The following is an 18,185-nucleotide window of genomic DNA, read 5'->3' as shown; positions in this document are numbered from 1 at the left end:
TAAGAACTGGGGGATAGACATGACTGCGCCTTCACATCGGATTTTCCGGGCCGCCGCCTTGGCCGGCCTGCTTTGCAGCGTTGCGCCCGCCGCCTTGGCGCAGACCATTTCGACCGCGCCGGCTCATGCGGCGAGCGGCATCAGCCAGGAGCAGGCGCTGGCGCTGACCGCGCGGCTCGACGCGCTCGAGGCGCAGAACGCCGCCCTGCAGGACCAGGTCTCGGACCTGAAGGCCCAAGTGGGCGCCGGCGAGCAGGCGCTCCGCCAGGACGCCGCGGCCCTGCCGAAGGTCAGCCTTTCGAACGCTCGTCCGCAGATCGCCACGGCCGACGGCGCCTTCAAGTTCGCCCTGCGCTCGGTGATTCAGTTCGACGCGGCCAACTACAGCATCAGCCCGACGCGCACGGACAACGACCTGGGGACCGGCACCAACTTCCGGCGCGCCCGGCTCGGCTTCGACGGAACCGCGTTCAAGGATTGGAACTATGCGCTTTGGGCCGAGTTCGGCGGAAGCGGCGGCGAAGCTGCCGGCCTGAACCAGGCGTACCTCGAGTACGCGGGCTTCAAGCCGTTCGGCTCCGACGTCGATTTCCGCATCCGCGGCGGCGCCTGGGCGACGCCGGCTGGCCTGGAGGACGCCACGAGCAACACCGAAAGCCTCTTCCTGGAGCGCGGCGCGGCGGCGGAGTTGGTCCGCGGCCTGGCGGGCGGCGACGGCCGCACGGGCGTCGGCGTCTTCGCGTCGGGCCAGCGCTGGTATGGCTCGGCCGTCTACACCGGCAAGGTGATCGGCACGCCCGCCACCGCCGAGTTCGACCAACAGTCGGGATATATCCTGCGGGCGGCCTTCAATCCGCTGCACGGCCAGGACTACGACGTCCACCTGGGCGGCGGCGTGACGGGGATCATCTCCGCCGCTGACACGACCGCGGGCCCGGTGCGGACCCGCACCATCCGCCTTCGCGAGCGTCCGGAAATCCGTGTCGACGGCAACCGCCTCGTCGACACCGGAAACCTGAACGCCGGCGGCCTGACGACCTATGGCCTCGAGGCGGGCGCCAGCTTCAAGAACTTCTACGCCGCCGGCGAGTGGTTCAAGATCGACGTCAACCGCAGCCCGACCTTCAACCCGTCCTTCTCGGGCTGGTACGCCCAGGGCGCCTATACGCTCACCGGCGAGCGGCATGTGTGGAGCTCGGCCAACGGCGGCTTCCGCGGCATCAAGCCGGATCGTCCGTTCAGCCGCGGGGCGGGCGGCGGCCTCGGCGCCTGGGAGATCGCGGCGCGCTACAGCGTTCTCGACCTCAACGATCATGACGGCGTGGCGGGGGTTGCGACGCCCGCCGGCGGCATCCGCGGGGGCGAGCAGAAGATCACCACCGTGGGTCTCAACTGGTACCCGAACAGCGTGCTTCGTTTCCTCCTCGACTATCAGTGGGCCAAGGTCGACCGCCTGAACGCAGCCGGCGCCGATATCGGCGAAGACGTCAACGTCGTCTCCTTCCGCTCGCAAGTCGCCTTTTAAGCCTCGTCTGGAGAGCTAATCCGATGACCGACACCCTGATCACGCGCCGCGGCCTGGTTGCGAGCGGCGGCCTCGCCGCCGCCGGCGCCGCGGCCCTTCCGCTGCTGGGCGGCCAGGCGCTGGCAGCCGCCAATCCGCTGACCCTCCTGAACGTGAGCTACGACCCGACCCGGGAGCTCTACAAGGACATCAACGCCGCCTATGCGTCCTACTGGAAAGGCAAGACCGGCCAGTCGATCACCATCAACCAGAGCCACGGCGGCTCGGGCAAACAGGCCCGCTCCGTCATCGACGGCCTGCAAGCCGACGTAGTGACCCTGGCGCTCGCCGCCGACATCGACGAAATCGCCCAGCGGGCCAAGTTGCTGCCGGCCAACTGGCAGTCGCGCCTGCCGAACAACTCCACGCCCTACACCTCGACGATCATCTTCCTGGTCCGCAAGGGGAACCCCTGGAAGATCCGCGACTGGCCGGACCTGGTGAAGCCGGGCGTGGGCGTGATCACCGCCAATCCGAAGACCTCGGGCGGCGCGCGCTGGGCCTATCTCGCGGCCTGGGCCTATGGCCTGAAGAACGGCGGCCCGGCCGCCGCCCAGGCCTATGTGACCAAGCTCTTCAAGAACGTGCCGGTCCTCGACACCGGGGCGCGGGGCTCGACCACCACCTTCGCGCAGCGCCGCCTGGGCGACGTCCTGCTGTCCTGGGAGAACGAGGCCCACCTGACGCTCGAAGAGTTCGGCCCGAACTTCGAGATCGTCTATCCGTCGAGCTCGATCCTGGCGGAGCCGCCGGTGGCCCTGGTCGACAAGAACGTCGACCGCCACAAGACCCGCACCCTGGCCGAGGGCTATCTCAACTTCCTCTACAGCCCTGTGGCCCAGGACATCATCGGCAAGCACCACTTCCGCCCGCGCAACGCGCAGGCGCTGGCCAAGTACGGCAAGGAGTTCAAGCAGATCCCGCTGGTGACCATCGACGACACCTTCGGCGGGTGGAAGAAGGCCCAGGCGGTCCACTTCGCCGACGGCGGCGTCTTCGACAAGATCTACAAGCCGTCGTGACCGACCAGCTCGCCCTTTCGCCGATCCCAAGAGCAGGCGGGGCCGCAAGGCCCCGCCTCGCGCGTTGGCGTGAGCGATCCATCCTGCCGGGCTTCGGCCTGTCGATCGGGATCACGCTCACCTACCTGGGTCTGATCGTCATCCTGCCGCTCGCCGCCCTGGCGATCCGTCCGTGGGAGCTCGGCCTCTCCGGAGTCTGGCAGACGCTGACGGAGGACCGGGTCGCTGCCGCCCTGAAACTCAGCTTCAGCCTCTCGGCCTACGCCGCGCTGTTGAACGCGCCTCTCGGCCTGCTCATCGCCTGGGTGCTGGTGCGCTACGAATTTCCCGGCCGGCGCGTGCTCGACGCCCTGGTCGACCTGCCGTTCGCCCTGCCGACGGCCGTGGCCGGCATCGCGCTCACCGCCATCTATGCCCCCAACGGTCCGATGGGCGAGCTGGCGGCCAAGGTGGGTCTCAAGACCGCCTATTCGCCGATCGGCATCTTCATCGCCCTGGTCTTCATCGGCCTGCCGTTCGTCGTGCGCGCCCTGCAGCCGGTGATGCAGGACCTCGACCGCGAGGTGGAGGAGGCGGCCCATACGCTGGGGGCCAGCGACTGGCAGCGGACCATCCATGTGATCCTGCCGACGCTCGCGCCTGCGCTGATCAGCGGCGTGACCCTGGCCTTCGCCCGCGCGGTGGGGGAGTACGGCTCGGTGGTCTTCATCGCCGGCAACATGCCGATGAAGACCGAGATCGCGCCGCTGCTGATCGTCATCAAGCTGGAGCAGTACGACTACGCCGCCGCGGCCGCCGTCGGACTGGCCATGGTCTTCATCTCCTTCGGGGCCCTGATCCTGATCAACACCGCCCAGTTGTTCCTCGCCCGGCGAGGCCGCGCATGAGCCGCAAACCGATTGTCCGCCTGCCGGGGATCGCTCCGCTGCTGGTGATCGCCGCCGTGGCGGTGATGGGCCTGCTGGTGATCCTGCCGCTGGTCACCGTCTTCCACGACGCCTTCGCCAAGGGCGTGGGGACCTTCCTGGAAAAGCTCAAGGAGCCCGACGCCCTGGCGGCCATCCGGCTGACCCTGATCGTCGCCGCCATCTCGGTGCCGCTGAACGCCGCCTTTGGCGTGGCGGCGGCCTGGGCGATCGCCAAGTTCGAGTTCAAGGGCAAGTCCCTGCTGCTCACCCTGATCGACCTGCCGTTCTCCATCTCTCCGGTGGTCTCGGGCCTGGTCTGGGTGCTGCTGTTCGGCGCCCAGGGCTGGTTCGGCGAGTGGCTGGTCGATCACGACGTGAAGATCATCTTCGCCCTGCCGGGCCTGGTGCTGGCCACCATCCTGGTCACCTTCCCCTTCGTCGCCCGTGAGCTGATCCCGCTGATGCAGGACCAGGGCGCGGACGAAGAGGTCGCCGCCCTGACCCTGGGCGCCAGCGGCTTCACCACCTTCTGGAAAATCACCATACCCAACATCCGCTGGGCGCTGCTCTACGGCGTCCTGCTCTGCAACGCGCGCGCCATGGGGGAGTTTGGCGCGGTCTCGGTCGTCTCCGGTCATATCCGCGGACTTACGACCACGCTCCCCCTGCACGTGGAGGTGCTCTACAATGACTATGACTTCGTCGGCGCCTTCGCGGCGGCCTCTATCCTCGCATCCCTCGGACTCGTCACCCTGGTCCTCAAAACCGCCCTTGAATGGCGACACGCAGGTGAACTTGCAGCCAGCCGCAGACACTAACCCCTCCCGTCATTCGCTGGAGATCCGTGGAATCTCCAAGGCTTACGGCCGCTTCCCAGCGTTGAAGAACGTCTCTTTGCAGGCGCGCGACAAGGAGTTCCTGGCGCTGCTCGGCCCCTCGGGCTCGGGCAAGACCACCCTCCTGCGCGTGCTCGCCGGGCTGGAGACGCCCGACGAGGGCGAGGTGCGATTCGACGACGAGGACTTCCTGGCGCTGCCGGTGCGGCGCCGGCGGGTGGGCATGGTGTTCCAGCACTACGCCCTGTTCCGCCACATGACGGTGGCGCAGAACATCGCCTTCGGCCTCAACGTGCGGCCCCGCGCCGAGCGTCCGGCCAAGTCGGAAATCGCCGACCGGGTCCAGCACCTGCTGTCGCTGGTCCAGCTCGAGGGGCTCGACAAGCGCTTCCCGGCCCAGCTCTCCGGCGGTCAGCGGCAGCGCGTGGCGCTCGCCCGGGCGCTGGCCATCGAGCCGCGCATGCTGCTGCTCGACGAGCCGTTCGGCGCGCTCGACGCCCAGGTGCGCCGCGATCTTCGCCGCTGGCTGCGCGAACTGCACGACCGGGCAGGGGTGACCACGGTCTTCGTCACCCATGACCAGGAGGAGGCGCTCGACCTCGCCGACCGGGTGGCGATCCTCAAGGACGGCGAGCTGGTCCAGCTGGGCGCCCCCAACGAGCTCTACGAGGCGCCGGCCAATCCCTTCGTCTACGACTTCCTCGGCGCGGCCTGCCGCCTGCCGGGCGTGGTCGAGGACGGCCGTCTGCGCGTCGCCGACTGGGAGACCGCCGCGCCGAAGGATGCGCCGCAGGGCCCGGTCGAGGTCTTCTTCCGGCCGGACGAGGTCGCCTTCGCCCCGATCGACGGGGCTGGCCTCGCCGCCGAGGTGCGCGGTGCGGCTGCGCGCGGGCCGAAGGTGCGCATCGACTGCATCATCGAAGGCCGTACGATGGAGCTGGAGGCCCACAGCCGTGACGCGCCTCCAGGGGTCGCGCCCGGCCTGGCCGTGCGGATCAAGCCGCTGCGACCGCGGGTCTACGCCGCGGAGGGGTGAATCCTTTCGCGCGTCGGCGCGTTGACCTTGGCCCAGGAGACCTTCGCCATGCTCGCCGTCGACGTCCGCCGTTTTGCGATCCACAGCCACCAAGCTGCGCCCGGCCGGGCGCAGCTGATCGACGGCGTGGGGTTCGAAGACGCGGCGTTGCGCTTCGTCGAAGAGTTCCATCCGGCGGCTGACGCCGATGACGCCGTCTCGCTGATCGTCGAGGACTGCGGCACGGGCGAGCGGCAGTGTTTCACCATCGACCTCGCCACCGGCGAGGCCGAGCCCTGCGACTAGCCTGCCTCTGGACTAGCCAGGATGGGCGGCGAGCCAGCGGTCCGCCTCGATCAGCCGCTTTTCGAATTCGCGGCGGTGGCGGATCTCGGCGGCGGCCTTGCGCGCGCCGCCGCGGCTGGAGGCCGGGAGGGTCGCGGCGAGGGCGTCCAGCTTCTTCAGCATGGCCGCATCGCGTGACCCGCGGGCCAATTTGGTGAAGAAGATCGCGCGGCTGGTCGGCTCCAGCAGCGCCTCCACCTGGGCGCGATGCGCCAGCGCGAAGTCGAAAGCCTTGTCCGGAAAGAGGACGCTGACGCTTTCGATGATGGAGGGTGCGGTGGTCGGCGGCGGCTCGCCGCTCAGCGCCAGCGCCAGGGCGCGGTCGGCGAGCGCCGGATCCTTCGCCGCGCCGAGAAGCCGATAGAGGCGGCTGCGATCGCGGGTGACCTCTTCCTTCCGCGCCAGATCGTGGAGCTCGTCCCAGACGGCGGCGTCCGCCTGGCGGGCGGCGACCGACTGAATCGTTGCTTCGAGCGCGCCGGACAGGCTGTCGGGCGCAGAGAGGGAGGCTTCGAAGCGCCGACGGGCTTCGGCCCGGACGCCTGCGTCGTCCAATTCGCCCAGGCCGCGGATCAGGTCGTCGCGCAGGCCCGGCACATTGTCCGCCTCGCCGGGACGCGGATCCCAGCCGATCCGCGCCAGGATGGGCGCCAGCCTGGCGCGGGCGTAGGCGCGGTAGGCTTCGCCGCCGTCCTGCGGATAGGCCCGGCCCAGGGTCGAGAGCTGGGTGGCGACGGCGGAGAGCACCACCGGCTCGTCGACGTCGGCCGCCGTGCGCGCCAGCGCCAGAAAGTCGCCGATCGGCGCCAGCCCGGTCTCGCCCAAGGCGCGGGCGTCGTAGAGCAGGCCGAGCTGGTCGGCCGGCTCCAGCTGGGCGAAGCGCGGCGTGATCCTCGTCCAGAGCTCGGGCGCGTAGCGGGTACGGAAGTAGCCGCCCTGGCCGGCGTTGACGATCGGCGCGGCGCCGGCCGCGGCCGGCGCCGTCTGCGGCCGCGTGCGGCTGACGAGCCCGGTCCAGTTGTCCGGCTGGCCTGGCGCGGCGACCCGCACCGGGGTCAGCCACGATCCCTTGGCCTGCAGATGGCCGGAGGCGAAGCGCGACTGGGTGAGGCGCAGCCCGGCCGCCGCCGGTTCGGCGCGGATCATCGGCACGCCGCTTTGCAGGGTGAAGTCGTGCGCCACCTGGGTAACGGGTCGCGGGGAGACCCTCTCCAGCTCCGCCCAGAGCTGGTCGGTGGTGGTGTTGCCGTAGGCGTAGCGGGTCATGTAGCTGCGGATGCCGGCGCGGAAGGCGTCCTCGCCGACGTAGCGCTCCAGCATGCGCACCACGGCTTCGCCCTTCTGGTAGGTGATGGCGTCGAAGGCGTTGGAGGCGGCGAAGACGTCGCGGATCGGCGTGATCACCGGGTGGGAGCCCGCGCCGGCGTCGATGCGCATCGCCTGCTCGCGGCTGGCCATCGCCTGCAGCGACATCTTCCATTCCGGATGGAAACGATCGGCGGCCTTGGTCTCCATCCAGGAGGCGAAGCCCTCGTTCAGCCAGAGGTCGTCCCACCAGGCCATGGTCACCAGGTCGCCGAACCACTGGTGAGCCATCTCGTGGGCGGTGACGGTGTAGACGCGCTGCCGCTCGGCCGGGGTGGAGGCGGGCTCCAGAAGCAGGTCGCGATCGAAGGCGAAGATGGCGCCCCAGTTCTCCATGGCCCCGAAGAACTGGCTCTCGCCGGGCCCGGCCACCATGTCGAGCTTGGGCAGCGGAAAGGGGACGCCGAAGTAGTCGTTGTAGTACCCGAGCAGGTCGGCGGCGGCGTCCAGGGCGAAGCGACCCTTCTCCGCCTGGCCGCGGCGGGCGACGACGCCGATGTCGACGCCGCCCACCTGGCGATGGATCCGCTCGAAGTCGCCCAGCGCCAGGAACAGCAGGTAGGAGCTCATCTTCGGGGTGTCGGCGAAGGTGACGGCGGTCCGCCCGTCCGCCAGGGGCCGTTCCCGCGCGACCGGCATGTTGGAGATCGCCATCTGGCCGGCCGGCGCCTCGACCGTCAGGGCGAAGACCGCCTTGATGCCGGGCTCGTCCCACAGCGGGGCGAATCTGCGGGCGTCCGAGTTCTCGAACTGGGTGAAGAGGCCGCGGGTCCTGCCGGCGCCGGTTCCGCTGTCGAGGGCGAAGAGGCCGGAGGCCTGCTGGTAGATCTTGCCCGTGTAGGCGACGTCCAGCGTGTAGCGGCCCGGGGCGAGCTTCTCCGGGAAGACGAAGGCGGCCGTCTGCTGCTCTTGATCGAACACCACGCGAGGCGGCGCGGCGCCGTCCGACAGGCTGGCGCTCTGGATGGCGAGGTCGGCGGTGTTGAGCACGATGCGGTCGGTCGGCCGCTTCACCACCAGGGCGATGCGGGCCTGGCCGCGGAAGACAAGGCGTTCGGCGTCGGGCGCGATGCGGATCTCGTACCGCTCCGGCGCGACCTCGGTCGGCAGCACGATCCGGTCGGAGGCGGCGGCGGCGTTCGGGGCGGCGGTCGCGGTCCAGGCGGGCGCGACGAACGCCAGGCTCGCCGCGGCGAGCAGGGAGAGGAGCTTCATCGCGGCAGGCTAGTGGCGTCGCGCCCGGGGCGCCACTCGTCAAACCATTCGCGGCGCGTGCAAGGCGTGGCCGGCGTTGCGCGGCAGGCGGACGAACCAGGCGAGCGAGATCAGGCTCACCAGCCCGACCGCCAGGAAGCCCGGACTGATCGCCTGCCAGGTCAGCTCGGGCTCGCCGCGGGAGAGCTGGACAAGGTGGACGAAGGCTGCGGCCAGGCCGACCCCCATCGACTGCACGAGCTGCTGACACATGGCCGAGGTGGTCGAGGCGCGGCTCATCCGCCCCTGGTCGATGTCGGCGAAGGCCAGGCTGCCCAGGGCGGTGAACTGCAGGGAGCGGAAGAAGCCGCCGGTCGCCAGCAGCAGCATGATCGCCCAATGCGGCATCCCAGGTGTCAGCACGGCGTAGATGACGAAGCTCAGGCCGGTGAGGGCGCCGTTGACGACCAGCACGGTGCGGAAGCCGAAGCGGCGCAGCACCGGCGGGGCGATGCTCTTCATCACCAGGGCGCCGGCCGACGAGAGGAAGGTCATCAGGCCGGCGGTCAGCGCGCTCATGCCGAAGCCGACCTGCAGCAGCATGGCCAGCAGGAAGGGCATGGCGCCGATGCTGATCCGCACGAAGCCGCCCCCGACGGTGGCCGCGTTGAAGGTCCCGATCCGGAATACCGCCAGGTCGATGATCGCGTGCCGGTTGCCCGCCGCATGGCGCCAGTAGAGGGCGAAGCAGGCGAGGCTGACGGCGAACAGGGTCGCGACCTGCCAGGCCGGCAGGAAGTCGCGTCCGAGGTTCTCGAAGCCGAACATCATCGACGCGAGCCCGACGCCGGTGAGGGCGATGCCCAGTCCGTCGATCGGCGAGACCTCGTGCTCCTTCACCTCGGGGACGAAGGCGCGAACCAGGATCACGGCGATGATCGCGATCGGCAGGTTGATGAAGAAGATCCAGCGCCAGTTGAAATAGGTGACGATGAAGCCGCCGAGGAGCGGCCCGACCACGGGGCCCACCAGGGCCGGCATGGTGAAGATCGACATCGCCGCGACCAGCTCATGCTTGGGCGTCATCCGCAGCAGGACCAGGCGGGCGACGGGGACCATCATCGCCGCCGAGGCGCCCTGGAAGATCCGCGCGAGGATCAGCTGGTAAAACGAGCCTGCGAGGCCGCAGCCCGCCGAAGAAACGGCGAACAGCACCATGGAGACCAGGAAGATCCGCTTCGCGCCGAACTTGTCGGCCACCCAGCCGCTGATCGGCAGGAAGACCGCCGCGGACAGCAGGTACATGCTGATCGCCATGTTGAGCCGCAGCGGCTCCTCGTGCAGCGCCCGCGCGATGCTCGGCAGGGCGTTGGACATCACCGTGGATTCCAGCGACGACATCAGCAGCGCCGAGCCGATGATCGCCGGCACGATCCAGCCGGGCCGCTCGGAGGCGGGCGGATCGGCCAGGGCCAGTCGCGGGTCGAACGCGTCGTCGGCCATCACTCGACGCTCGCCAGCTTCAGGAGCGCGGCGGACGCCACGGCCAGCTGCTCGCGTTCGAGAGGCTCCAGCCGGGCCAGGCGCTTGGCCAGCCAGTCGTTCCGCTGGGCGCGGATCTGTTCGAGCTTGCGCACGCCGGCCGCCGTCAGCGTCAGGCCGGAACGGCGCCCGTCCTCGGCGTCGGCGTCCCGCACCAGAAGACCCTCGGTCTCCAGCCGTTTGACATGGCCGCTCATGGTCGGGCGCGAAGTGTGCTCGGCGTCCGCCAGGCCGCTGACGCCGACCCCGGGCTTGGCCTTCACCAGCCCCAGCAGCACCGCATCCTGCGCCGACAGTCCGGCCTTCTGCGATTCGTTGCGGAGCCGGCGCGACAGGAGCAGCAGCGCCGTGCGCAGGGAATCGGCGAGGGCCACGGTTTCGCGGGCGGGCGGGGCAGGGGGTGCGGCGACGGTCATCACGACTCGGAGATAGATAGTTAGGTTGTCGAACTATCTAGTCGCGTCGGGCAGGCGCCGCAAGCTGTCGGGGCGAAAATGTCAGTGGTCGGCGGACTCTTCGTCCGCCTCCAGCGGCCGCGCATCCCAGACGGAGGGCTCTTCCGGCAAGATCCGGACGTCTTCCACCGGCGGGGCGTCAGCGGAGGCCGCAGCGGCGCCGTTCGGATCCTGGGGAGGGAGGGGGCCTCGCGGCCTGACCTCATGCCTAACGACGAAGAGTTGATCCGGATCGGGCTCGAAGTGGATCTCGTCCTGCCGGTCGCCGGTGGCGATGACGCCGCCCGAGGCGGGATCGTCCCGATCTGGGACGGTCGCTCGTGGATCGCGGGGTTCGGGGCCGCGGGACTCGGTCGAGGTCGGGATCATGCTCGCCTCCGCCGAGGAAAGCGGTCGAGCGAAGGGGCGGTTCCGTAAACCGGAGCCCTCTCCCCACGCCGTGGGGAGAGGGCCGGCGGCCTTAGAGAACGCCGAGCATCTCCGCGACCAGCGGGTGGCGGACGATGTCGCGGTCGGCGAGGCGAACGACGGCGATGTTGCTGACGGCTTCGAGCTTTTCGGCCACCGGACCGAGGCCCGACAGCTCCGGCAGCAGGTCCGACTGGTTAGGGTCGCCGGTGACCACCATCGTCGAGTGCCAGCCCAACCGGGTCAGCAGCATCTTCAGCTGGCCGTAGGTGCAGTTCTGCGCCTCGTCGATCACCACGAAGGCGTTGTTTAGGGTGCGGCCGCGCATGAAGCCCACGGGCGCGATCTCGATGGCGCCTTCGGCCATCAGCGCCCGGACACGTTTCATCGAGAGCCGGTCGGAGAGGGCGTCGTAGAGCGGGCGCAGATAGGGGGCGAGCTTGTCCTCCATCTCCCCGGGCAGGAAGCCGAGGGATTCACCCGCCTCGACTGCGGGCCGCGACAGGACGATGCGGCCGATGCTTCCGCTCTCCAGCGCCTCGACCGCCTTGGCGATCGCCAGATAGGTCTTGCCGGTGCCGGCGGGGCCGAGGGCCAGGACGAGATTCTTGTCGTCGATCGCCTTGATCATCTCCTCTTGGCCGGCGGACTTGGCCTTGATGGTCTTGAGGTAGCCTTGCTCGCGATCGTCGTTGTGATGCGCCAGGGGCGACCACCCGCGATCGATCGGCAAGCGGCGGACTTTATCGTCCCCCTCGAATTGACCGGCGTCGAACGCACCTTCGCGCAGCTGTCGCTTCATGGGTCGCTTGCTCATAAAGGCCTCCGTGGGGGCATGAAAAAAGGGCGTCTCCGTGAGTGGAGCGCCCTTTCAGACTGGTCAGAACAGGAACGGATGCGGCGTGCGGGACCGGGTGGTCCGCCGGGTTGAACGCGATCGGGTGCTTCGACCCGAAGAAAAAACCCACTCAGCGCCATCAACTCCGCCCAGCGCGAGACACGGACCGGGGACCGGTCCGCAGCGGCTTTCGAGAAGGCCTTCGCCCTCTCGAATCGCCTGACTAGAATGATCCTAACGTGCTTTCAGATCCGTTAAATCCGTACGTCAGGCCAGTTCAGGAGAGACTCCATGCCGATCTATAGTCTGGGAAGTGTGACACCTGAGCTACCAAACGATGACGAATATTGGATTGCACCCAGCGCCGCCGTGATTGGCCGAGTGATTCTGAAGAAGAACGCCTCGATCTGGTGGGGGTGCACGCTGCGCGGAGACAATGATCCGATCGTTATCGGCGAGAACTCCAACATCCAGGACGGCTCTGTGCTTCACACCGACTTGGGTACGCCCCTGACCATCGGCGCCAACGTCACCGTCGGACACCTGGCGATGCTGCATGGCTGCGACATCGGCGACAACTCGCTGATCGGAATCGGCGCCGTTGTCCTGAATGGAGCCAGGATCGGGAAAAACTGCCTGATCGGCGCAAAAGCGCTGATCCCCGAAGGCAAGGTGATTCCCGACAACTCGCTGGTCATGGGCGCGCCCGGCAAGGTGGTGCGTGAAGTGTCCGTAGCCCAGGCCGAGATGCTGGCCGCCAGCGCCGACGGCTACGTCCGCAACTGGAAGCGTTACGCCGGCGAGCTGAAGCCGGCCCGGGGGCTACCTCCTGCGCTGCGCGGCAGAGATGAGGATTAGGCGATCCGGCGGCCGTGCAGGGTCGCCAGCCGCACCGGGGCGGTCTCTTCATTCGCCGCCGCGGGACGGCGCAGCGCGCGGACCGAAAGCTCGAGCGCGGGGCGGCCCTTCAGTCGGCTGACCATGGCCAGCGGCTGGTAGAGGCCGAGGTAGCGCTCCGGCCCGCCGTCGTGGGCGGCGAGCGGGGCGAACAGCACCTCGAGGGAGAGGCTGGGCCCGTCGGTGAGGACCTCGGCCATGGCGACCAGGGGTTCGGGGCGGATGCAGATGTCCTCCAGCGCGCCCTGCAGCCGCAGCCGGTCGCGCTCGGACCACAGCATCAGGCCGTTGACGCCGCGCAGGTCGGCCTGATGCAGGTCGCCGACGAAGCCGCCGGCGAGCCGGATCTGATAATCCCCGCGGCCCTCACGGCCGAGGATGAAGGTCTGGGTCATCAGCTGGCGGAAGTCGCCAGGATTGATCGCCGCGCGGCTCGGCGCCCGGCCCGGCTGGGCCCGGGCGTTCCAGTAGTCGATCAGCCGCTGTGTGTTGGCGTGAAACATATGAGAGCCTCATGCGGCCCTTTGTGACCGCATGAGGCTTGCAGCGAGATCGGCGCCAGCGTGGTGAATGTGCCGAAACGGGACAGGCGCTCAGCCCCCTTTCGGCCGCACGATCAGACGCACCGCCTTGTCGTCGCGCAGGAACTGCCGGGCGACGGCCTGAACGTCGGTCGGGGTGACCCGGCCGGTTCCCGGCGCGATGTCCCGGGTCAGCTGGAGCCGCCTCGGATCGGCCTGGGCGCCCGAAAGTTCGGCCAGCCAGTACTGGTTGGTGACCTGCGCCCGCTGGATGCCCTGGATGCGCGGCTGCTTGGCGCGGGCCAGCTCGTCGGCGCTGACGGGCTTGGCCCGGAGGTCGGCGGTGATCTTCGCCACGTCGTCGAAGAAGGGCTTCAGCTTCTCGGGGGGGACCTCGACGCTGGCGGACATATAGCCCCAGCCGTCCCAGACCAGGCTGTGGTTGTACCCCACCGACGGACTGTAGGTGGCGCCCTCCGCCTCGCGCAGCTGGTCGGTGAGGCGGGTGCGCATCACCTCGCCCAGCACCGCGGTGGCGAAGGCGCGTTGCGGATCGGCCCAGACGTCGGTGGTCGGCCAGGCGATGTAGCCGATGGCCTGGTCGGCGCGGCCCTTGTGGACCAGGGTGACGGGCTGGGGCGTCGGCGCCGGGAAACCGACGCGGCGGTCAGCGGCGGGCGCCAGCTCGGGCGCAGGCCTGGGCGGCAGGGCGCCGAAGGTGCGGGCGACCTCGGCGATCGCCGTCTCGGGCGTCACGTCGCCCACGACCACCACCTCGATCGCCCCCGTGGCGAGCTCGGGCGCGATCTGGCCCTGCAGGTCGGCCAGCCGGGCGTCGGCGATCTCCTCGCGCGACGGGAAGGTCCAGCGCCGGTCGCCGCTGTGCAGGATGCCGCCGAGGTCGCGGGCGAGCACGCCGGAATCGGTCGCCTCATACTGGTCGTGGATGGTCTTGCCGCTGGCCTGCAGCCGCAGGAAGGCCTCCGGCCGCCAGCCCGGATCGGACACATAGCCCGCCAGCACCTCGAGCTCGGTGGGCAGATCGTTGGTTCGCGTGGCGCCCGACAGCACGAAGGCGTCGTCGGCCGCGCCGAAGCGGGCGCCGTAGACCTTCGCCGCCAGGACCCGCTCCATGTCCTCGTTGGAGATCTGCTTCAGCCCGCCCTCGATGAAGGCGTTCCCCGCCCAGGTGGCGGCCTGGCGGTCCTTGGGCAGGTCGATCAGGCCGCGCCCGACGTTGGCTCGCACCAGCACCTCGTCGTCACGGAACCTGGTCGGCTTGATCGTCAGCCGCACGCCGTTCTCGAAGCGGACGAAGGTGACGCCGAGGTCGTCGACCTTGCGCTGCTCGGCCACCTTGCCGGGCGCACCGAAGCCCGCATACGGCCAGGCGATCTGCGCCGGGGCGACGGGCGGGGTCACCGCGACCGTCTGGGACTGGGCCAGCGCCGCCAGCAGAGTGGCCACGCCGCCGTCGATCGGCTTGGGCGACGCGGCGAACAGCAGCGGGCCGGAGCCCGAGAAGGCGCTCTTCAAGGCCGCGGAGACCTCGGCGGCCTTCAGGTCCTTCACGATCTCGTCGAACAGCGCCAGGTCCTGGGCGGGACTGGTGACCACCTCGCCGTCGCCCAGGGAGCCGACGATCTCGTCGGCGATCTCCTGCGGGCGGCGGGTGGCGGCGCCTTGGGCGGCGGCCTTCAGGCGTGCGCGGATCTCGACGATCTCGCGGTCCAGCTCGTCCTGGCGCACGCCATAGAGGACGGCGCGACGCTGTTCGGCGTCCACCGACGCCAGCGCCTGGCGCCAGCCGTCGGCGTCGGCCACGACGTTCAGCAGGGTGATCTCGGCCGAGCGGTTCTGGTCGAACTTCATCGCCGCCGCGCCGATGAACGGGGGGGAGGGGGCTCGCGCGATGGCGGAGAAGCGCCGGTTCATGACCGCGAGGCCCAGCTGTTCGACGAGCTCGCGGCGCTGCCGGGCCTTGCTGTCGAGCGACAGGTCCGGCGGCGCGGTCCAGCTGAGCTGCATTCCGAGCGGCGCGCCGGGTTCGACCAGCAGCCTGGCCTCGGTTCCGCGGCGCTTCACAGGCCCCAGATCGGGATCCGGTCGGGCGGGCGCCGCGGCGCGCCAGTCGCCGAACCGGGCGTGGATCTTGGCCTCCATGGCCGCCGGGTCGAAATCGCCCACCGCCACCAGCACGGCGCGGTCGGGCCGGTAGTAGTGCTGGTAGAAGTCGGCGATCTGCGCGGCCGGCGCGGTCTTCAGCACCTCGACCTTGCCGATCGGCATTCGCTCGGGAAGCCGCTGGCCCTCGAGCAGGAAGCCCAGGCGCTGCTTGACGATCCGGTAGCCCGGGGTGTCGCGGGCGCGTTCCTCCGAGAGCACCACCCCGCGCTCGCGGTCGACCGCCTCGGGGGCGATGGTCAGATTGCCGGCGGTTTCGCGCAACAGCATCAGCGAGGTGTCGAGCGTCTCTGCATTGGTGCGCGGCAGGTCGAGCTTGTAGACGGTCTCGTCGAAGCCGGTCGAGGCGTTGGTGTCCGGTCCGAAGGCCAGGCCCAGGCGCTCGAGGATGCGGATCATCTCGCCCTCCTTGACGCCCTTGGAGCCGTTGAAGGCCATGTGCTCGAGGAAGTGGGCGAGCCCTTGCTGGGCGTCGGACTCCGCCAGCGCGCCGGCGCCGATCCAGAGCCTGAGCGCGCCCTGGCCGGCGGGAATGGTCTGGCGGCGAACCGCATAGCGCATGCCGTTCGGCAGGACGCCGAACCGGATGTCGGGATCGGCCTTGAGGTCGGAGCGCGCCTGGGCCCATTCGCTGGCCGCCAGCGGGTGAGGCGAGGCGGCCGTCGTCTGGCCGACGACGAGCAGAAGGGCGGCGGCGGCGAGCGCCGCGCCGGCCCGGAAAGTGCGGATCATTGGAAGCTTTGGCCTCATGGGCGAGTACATTCGTTGGGCAACATCGCCGCCGCGGGCGCCCCGAGCAAGGCGAGATGGCCGCGACCGCTCGCGCCGGCGGCCAAGAACACCTAAATGGTGGGGCGATGCAGGCGAGCCTCTTCCAGGACACCTCGAACGATCCCCGCCGCGGCTTTCCGCAGAGGCCGGCGCCTGATCGCGAGCCGGTGCGCGAGCCGGTGTTCAACGCGCCCTGGCCGGCGATGGCCCTGGTGGTGGTTATTCTCGGCGGTTACGCCTTGCAGGCTCAGACGCCGAGTCGTCTGGTCGACGCCTTTGTGTTCACGCCGGTGTCGTTGCGCTCCGGGGAATGGCGCGGCGTCTTCACCGCCATCTTCCTGCATGGCAACTGGCTCCACGCGATGACCAACGCCGCCATGGCGCTCGCCTTCGCGACGCCGGTGGCGCGCTATTTCGGGGAGCGCCCCCGCGGCGCCTTCGCCTTCTTTTCCTTCTACCTCCTGTGCGGCGCGCTCGGAAACCTGGGCTTCGCCGCCGTCCACCCGGGCGGGGAGGCGGGCATCGTCGGCGCCTCGGGCGCGGTCTGCGGCCTGATGGGGGCGGCGGCGCGCCTGATCGGCGGGCGCGGCCGGCTGGGCGGCGTCACTTCGTCGGCGGTGCTCGGCATGGGCGCAGCCCTGCTGGTGATCAATCTGCTGGTGGGGGTTCTCGGCGGCGCCTGGGTGCCCGGAAGCGGCGGGGCCAGCATCGCCTGGGAGGCGCATCTCGCCGGCTTCGCCGCGGGTCTGGTGCTGGTCGGACCGTTCGCCATGCTCGCCGGCCGCCGCTGAGCGCCCCGGCCCAAGTCGGTCGCCGTCACAGCGGTGTGCGTTGATCTTGCAACAAAATTGCGCAACGGTGTTCTTCCAGAAAAGACGGGAAGAAGCGCCGATGCTTGTGTCGCAAATCCTCAAGGGAAAGGGCGACCTGGTCTTCACGACCAGCCCTTCCGAGACCATCGCCGCCGTGGCCTCCCAGCTTCACGCCCGCAGGGTCGGCGCCCTGGTGGTGCTGGACGCCGGCGGCCAGGTCGCCGGCATCGTCTCCGAGCGCGACATCGTCCGTGTGGTGGCTGAAGGCGGCCCCGCGTCGCTGGCCGAGCCGGTGTCCAGCTGCATGACGCGCGACGTGCTGTTCGCCGAGCCCGGCGAAACGATCGATTCGCTGCTCGGCCGCATGACCGACCGCCGCATCCGCCACCTGCCGGTCTGCCACAAGGACCGCTTGGTCGGCCTGATCTCCATCGGCGACCTGGTGAAGTGGAAGATTTCCGAAGTCGAGGCCGAGGCGGAAGGACTGAAGTCCTATATCGCCGCCGGCTGAGGATACCCTCCGATGGAGGGCTGGACGCCGGTCGCCAGCCGGCAGGGCGGGGAAGGGGGACTTCCCCGCCCGTTCCATGTCTGGCCAGACGTGTTTCGTCGCGGATTGACGCCGCGCGGCGGACGTCAGGCGGAGACGGCGGCCTCGATCTCCTCGATCGCCCCGCCGGTCGCGGCCGCTTCGGCCAGGCTATAGGCCTCCAGCACCTCGGCGGTGGCGTCGCGCGCGCGGCGCAGCGCCTCGCGGAGCGCGCAGAGCGACGGGTCCTCGGGACAGTCGTCGCACTTGCGGAAGCCCATCCGCTTGCTGACGCAGGGCGCCAGCGCCAAGGGGCCGTCGATCACGCGAATCACCTGGGCGAAGCTGATCTGCTCGGCAGGCTGGGCCAGGACATAGCCGCCGAATTTGCCGCGGCGGCTGACCACCAGCTGGTTGCGCGAGAGCTCCAGAAGGATGGCCTCGAGAAATTTGCGCGGCGCGTCGGCGCGGAGCGAAAGCTCCCCGGAGGTGAGCTGCGCGCCATCGGCCCGGGCCAGTTCGACCAAGGCGCGCAGGGCGTAACGGGCTTTCTGCGAGAGCATCTCGATAGGTTTCCTTCCACCTCCCTTAATAGGGGGCGAACGTTCCGGATGCGAGGGGGCGGACGTCCTGCGCGGCGTCTTGGCGAGGAAAACCGCTCCGTGGACGGTTGACTCCCCCCGGGCCCGGGCCTAGAAGCCGCCTCCGCTCCGGACGACACCCGCCGGAGAGAACCAGTCGCCGAAAAGCGCTTGATTTTCTCCAGCAAATGGGTATTTTCCCCAGCCTCAATCGAATCGCGACGGACTTATGGGGGAAGCCCCTCGGCGGCCCGCTGCGATCTTTGCGCTCTAAATCCTCCCCGGAGGCCGGAGCAAAAAGTCGGAAACGAGCGATTGACACCAAAGAGGCCGGCCACTAGATAGCCGCCTCCGCCGCCCACCGGCGCAAAACAGTGGGGTCGACGGAAAGTCGATCG

At 69.6% G+C, this 18,185-nt stretch carries 17 protein-coding genes; 9 read left to right on the top strand and 8 right to left on the bottom strand.

The annotated features are described in order from the left end of the window. Positions 1-19 precede the first annotated feature (19 nt). From ACSQ2B_RS10420 to ACSQ2B_RS10395, 6 genes are read left to right on the top strand one after another with little or no spacing between them, the layout of a single operon-like run. Entirely contained in the window at positions 20-1,525 is a 1,506-nt protein-coding gene (locus tag ACSQ2B_RS10420) for a porin (protein ID WP_436049645.1), read from the top strand. Positions 1,526-1,548: 23 nt separating this feature from the next. Further along, positions 1,549-2,586, top strand: coding sequence for a sulfate ABC transporter substrate-binding protein (locus ACSQ2B_RS10415; RefSeq protein ID WP_436049644.1), 1,038 nt, complete (start codon positions 1,549-1,551; stop codon positions 2,584-2,586). Continuing rightward, positions 2,583-3,473 carry a sulfate ABC transporter permease subunit CysT gene (gene cysT, locus ACSQ2B_RS10410; protein ID WP_436049642.1) on the top strand — a complete coding sequence of 297 codons (891 nt, stop codon included), beginning with the start codon at positions 2,583-2,585 and terminating at the stop codon, positions 3,471-3,473. The genes ACSQ2B_RS10415 and cysT overlap by 4 nt, the downstream gene beginning before the upstream one ends. After that, positions 3,470-4,312: a sulfate ABC transporter permease subunit CysW gene (gene cysW, locus ACSQ2B_RS10405; protein WP_436049640.1), complete on the top strand. Its 843-nt coding sequence runs from the start codon at positions 3,470-3,472 to the stop codon at positions 4,310-4,312. Before cysT ends, cysW begins: the two co-directional genes overlap by 4 nt. Next, positions 4,290-5,366 (top strand): sulfate/molybdate ABC transporter ATP-binding protein, encoded by a 1,077-nt coding sequence (locus tag ACSQ2B_RS10400; protein ID WP_436051005.1) that lies wholly within the window; start codon positions 4,290-4,292, stop codon positions 5,364-5,366. Before cysW ends, ACSQ2B_RS10400 begins: the two co-directional genes overlap by 23 nt. Before the next feature lie 27 nt (positions 5,367-5,393). After that, positions 5,394-5,651, top strand: a complete 258-nt coding sequence (locus tag ACSQ2B_RS10395) for a DUF5961 family protein (protein WP_436049638.1) — start codon at positions 5,394-5,396, stop codon at positions 5,649-5,651. A 12-nt stretch (positions 5,652-5,663) separates the two neighbouring features. On the opposite strand, the gene ACSQ2B_RS10390 is transcribed toward ACSQ2B_RS10395, so the two are convergent. The 5 genes from ACSQ2B_RS10390 to ACSQ2B_RS10370 all read right to left on the bottom strand — a co-directional run bounded on the left by ACSQ2B_RS10390 (position 5,664) and on the right by ACSQ2B_RS10370 (position 11,471). Further along, positions 5,664-8,270, bottom strand: coding sequence for a M1 family metallopeptidase (locus ACSQ2B_RS10390; RefSeq protein ID WP_436049637.1), 2,607 nt, complete (start codon positions 8,268-8,270; stop codon positions 5,664-5,666). A gap of 39 nt (positions 8,271-8,309) precedes the next feature. Continuing rightward, positions 8,310-9,752, bottom strand: coding sequence for an MFS transporter (locus ACSQ2B_RS10385; RefSeq protein WP_436049635.1), 1,443 nt, complete (start codon positions 9,750-9,752; stop codon positions 8,310-8,312). Continuing rightward, entirely contained in the window at positions 9,752-10,207 is a 456-nt protein-coding gene (locus ACSQ2B_RS10380; protein ID WP_436049634.1) for a MarR family winged helix-turn-helix transcriptional regulator, read from the bottom strand. Before ACSQ2B_RS10380 ends, ACSQ2B_RS10385 begins: the two co-directional genes overlap by 1 nt. 81 nt (positions 10,208-10,288) lie before the next feature. Next, positions 10,289-10,615, bottom strand: a complete 327-nt coding sequence (locus ACSQ2B_RS10375; protein ID WP_436049632.1) for a hypothetical protein — start codon at positions 10,613-10,615, stop codon at positions 10,289-10,291. A 91-nt stretch (positions 10,616-10,706) separates the two neighbouring features. Then, positions 10,707-11,471 (bottom strand): PhoH family protein, encoded by a 765-nt coding sequence (locus tag ACSQ2B_RS10370; protein WP_436049630.1) that lies wholly within the window; start codon positions 11,469-11,471, stop codon positions 10,707-10,709. 312 nt (positions 11,472-11,783) lie between these two features. On the opposite strand from ACSQ2B_RS10370, the gene ACSQ2B_RS10365 reads away from it, so the two are divergent. Further along, positions 11,784-12,350 (top strand): gamma carbonic anhydrase family protein, encoded by a 567-nt coding sequence (locus ACSQ2B_RS10365; RefSeq protein WP_436049628.1) that lies wholly within the window; start codon positions 11,784-11,786, stop codon positions 12,348-12,350. On the opposite strand, the gene ACSQ2B_RS10360 is transcribed toward ACSQ2B_RS10365, so the two are convergent. After that, positions 12,347-12,892, bottom strand: a complete 546-nt coding sequence (locus ACSQ2B_RS10360; protein ID WP_436049626.1) for a PAS domain-containing protein — start codon at positions 12,890-12,892, stop codon at positions 12,347-12,349. The two genes, ACSQ2B_RS10365 and ACSQ2B_RS10360, sit on opposite strands and share 4 nt — an antisense overlap. Positions 12,893-12,982: 90 nt before the next feature. After that, on the bottom strand, positions 12,983-15,826 hold the full coding sequence (locus tag ACSQ2B_RS10355; protein ID WP_436049625.1) for a M16 family metallopeptidase: 2,844 nt from the start codon (positions 15,824-15,826) through the stop codon (positions 12,983-12,985). 74 nt (positions 15,827-15,900) lie between these two features. Between ACSQ2B_RS10355 and ACSQ2B_RS10350 the strand changes: the two genes are divergently transcribed. Together ACSQ2B_RS10350 and ACSQ2B_RS10345 are read left to right on the top strand one after the other, a co-directional pair. Continuing rightward, positions 15,901-16,656 (top strand): rhomboid family intramembrane serine protease, encoded by a 756-nt coding sequence (locus ACSQ2B_RS10350; RefSeq protein ID WP_436049624.1) that lies wholly within the window; start codon positions 15,901-15,903, stop codon positions 16,654-16,656. A 100-nt stretch (positions 16,657-16,756) separates the two neighbouring features. Next, complete coding sequence (locus tag ACSQ2B_RS10345) at positions 16,757-17,188, top strand: CBS domain-containing protein (protein ID WP_436049623.1); 432 nt, start codon at positions 16,757-16,759, stop codon at positions 17,186-17,188. Between the two features lie 125 nt (positions 17,189-17,313). On the opposite strand, the gene ACSQ2B_RS10340 is transcribed toward ACSQ2B_RS10345, so the two are convergent. Further along, the gene (locus ACSQ2B_RS10340) at positions 17,314-17,769 is read right to left on the bottom strand and encodes an RrF2 family transcriptional regulator (RefSeq protein WP_436049622.1); all 456 of its coding nucleotides are present in this window, start codon (positions 17,767-17,769) and stop codon (positions 17,314-17,316) included. Between the last annotated feature and the right edge of the window lie 416 nt (positions 17,770-18,185).

This window comes from Phenylobacterium sp. LjRoot225 (genome assembly GCF_964252855.1).
In the GTDB taxonomy this organism is placed as follows: domain Bacteria; phylum Pseudomonadota; class Alphaproteobacteria; order Caulobacterales; family Caulobacteraceae; genus Phenylobacterium.
Note: the sequence above shows the minus strand (reverse complement) of the source record. Positions and strands in the feature narration are given on the sequence as shown.

Coding starts and splice junctions, on each gene's coding strand:
- ACSQ2B_RS10340 (WP_436049622.1), bottom strand. CDS start 17,769: ATGCTCTCGCAGAAAGCCCGTTACGCCCTGCGCGCCTTGGTCGAACTG.
- ACSQ2B_RS10345 (WP_436049623.1), top strand. CDS start 16,757: ATGCTTGTGTCGCAAATCCTCAAGGGAAAGGGCGACCTGGTCTTCACG.
- cysW (WP_436049640.1), top strand. CDS start 3,470: ATGAGCCGCAAACCGATTGTCCGCCTGCCGGGGATCGCTCCGCTGCTG.
- ACSQ2B_RS10360 (WP_436049626.1), bottom strand. CDS start 12,892: ATGTTTCACGCCAACACACAGCGGCTGATCGACTACTGGAACGCCCGG.
- ACSQ2B_RS10365 (WP_436049628.1), top strand. CDS start 11,784: ATGCCGATCTATAGTCTGGGAAGTGTGACACCTGAGCTACCAAACGAT.
- ACSQ2B_RS10370 (WP_436049630.1), bottom strand. CDS start 11,471: ATGAGCAAGCGACCCATGAAGCGACAGCTGCGCGAAGGTGCGTTCGAC.
- ACSQ2B_RS10385 (WP_436049635.1), bottom strand. CDS start 9,752: ATGGCCGACGACGCGTTCGACCCGCGACTGGCCCTGGCCGATCCGCCC.
- ACSQ2B_RS10380 (WP_436049634.1), bottom strand. CDS start 10,207: ATGACCGTCGCCGCACCCCCTGCCCCGCCCGCCCGCGAAACCGTGGCC.
- ACSQ2B_RS10355 (WP_436049625.1), bottom strand. CDS start 15,826: ATGATCCGCACTTTCCGGGCCGGCGCGGCGCTCGCCGCCGCCGCCCTT.
- ACSQ2B_RS10375 (WP_436049632.1), bottom strand. CDS start 10,615: ATGATCCCGACCTCGACCGAGTCCCGCGGCCCCGAACCCCGCGATCCA.
- ACSQ2B_RS10350 (WP_436049624.1), top strand. CDS start 15,901: ATGGCCGCGACCGCTCGCGCCGGCGGCCAAGAACACCTAAATGGTGGG.
- ACSQ2B_RS10415 (WP_436049644.1), top strand. CDS start 1,549: ATGACCGACACCCTGATCACGCGCCGCGGCCTGGTTGCGAGCGGCGGC.
- ACSQ2B_RS10420 (WP_436049645.1), top strand. CDS start 20: ATGACTGCGCCTTCACATCGGATTTTCCGGGCCGCCGCCTTGGCCGGC.
- ACSQ2B_RS10390 (WP_436049637.1), bottom strand. CDS start 8,270: ATGAAGCTCCTCTCCCTGCTCGCCGCGGCGAGCCTGGCGTTCGTCGCG.